Raw genomic sequence first — 383 nt, 5'->3', positions numbered from 1 at the left:
CGCAGCGCCGTAGCGTGCTCGAACAGGTCGGTGTTGTAGCTCAGCGTGCCCCGGTAGCCGTCTGGCGTCTCCGACAGGTTGAGCTGGAGCTCGAACTTGGTGGTGGGGTTCTCCACCTCCACTGGGCTCAACGTCAGGTCCAGCTTCCGCACCGCGGGCATGGGCGCGTTCTGCAAGGCGAAGAGGACCTGGAAGAGCGGACTGCGGCTCATGTCGCGCGAGGGCTGAAGCACCTCCACCAGTCGCTCGAAGGGCACGTCCTGGTGGGCGTAGGCGCCCAGCGAGGACTCCTTCACCTGCCTCAGCAGGTGGACGAATGAAGCGGTGTCCTCCACCTGGGTGCGCAGCACGAGCGTGTTGACGAAGAAGCCGATGAGGCCCTC

Annotated in this window: 1 protein-coding gene; it reads right to left on the bottom strand. The window is 65.5% G+C overall.

Going from position 1 to position 383, the window contains the following annotated elements; genetic code table 11:
* On the bottom strand, positions 1 to 383 hold a 383-nt coding region (locus HUA78_RS45845), incomplete at both ends, for a condensation domain-containing protein (protein WP_174479148.1).

The sequence above is a fragment of the Myxococcus sp. CA033 genome (genome assembly GCF_013336625.1).
Taxonomy (GTDB): Bacteria; Myxococcota; Myxococcia; order Myxococcales; family Myxococcaceae; genus Myxococcus; species Myxococcus llanfairpwllgwyngyllgogerychwyrndrobwllllantysiliogogogochensis.
The sequence above is the reverse complement of the archived record's forward strand: the minus strand, read 5'-3'. Positions and strand labels throughout refer to the sequence as shown.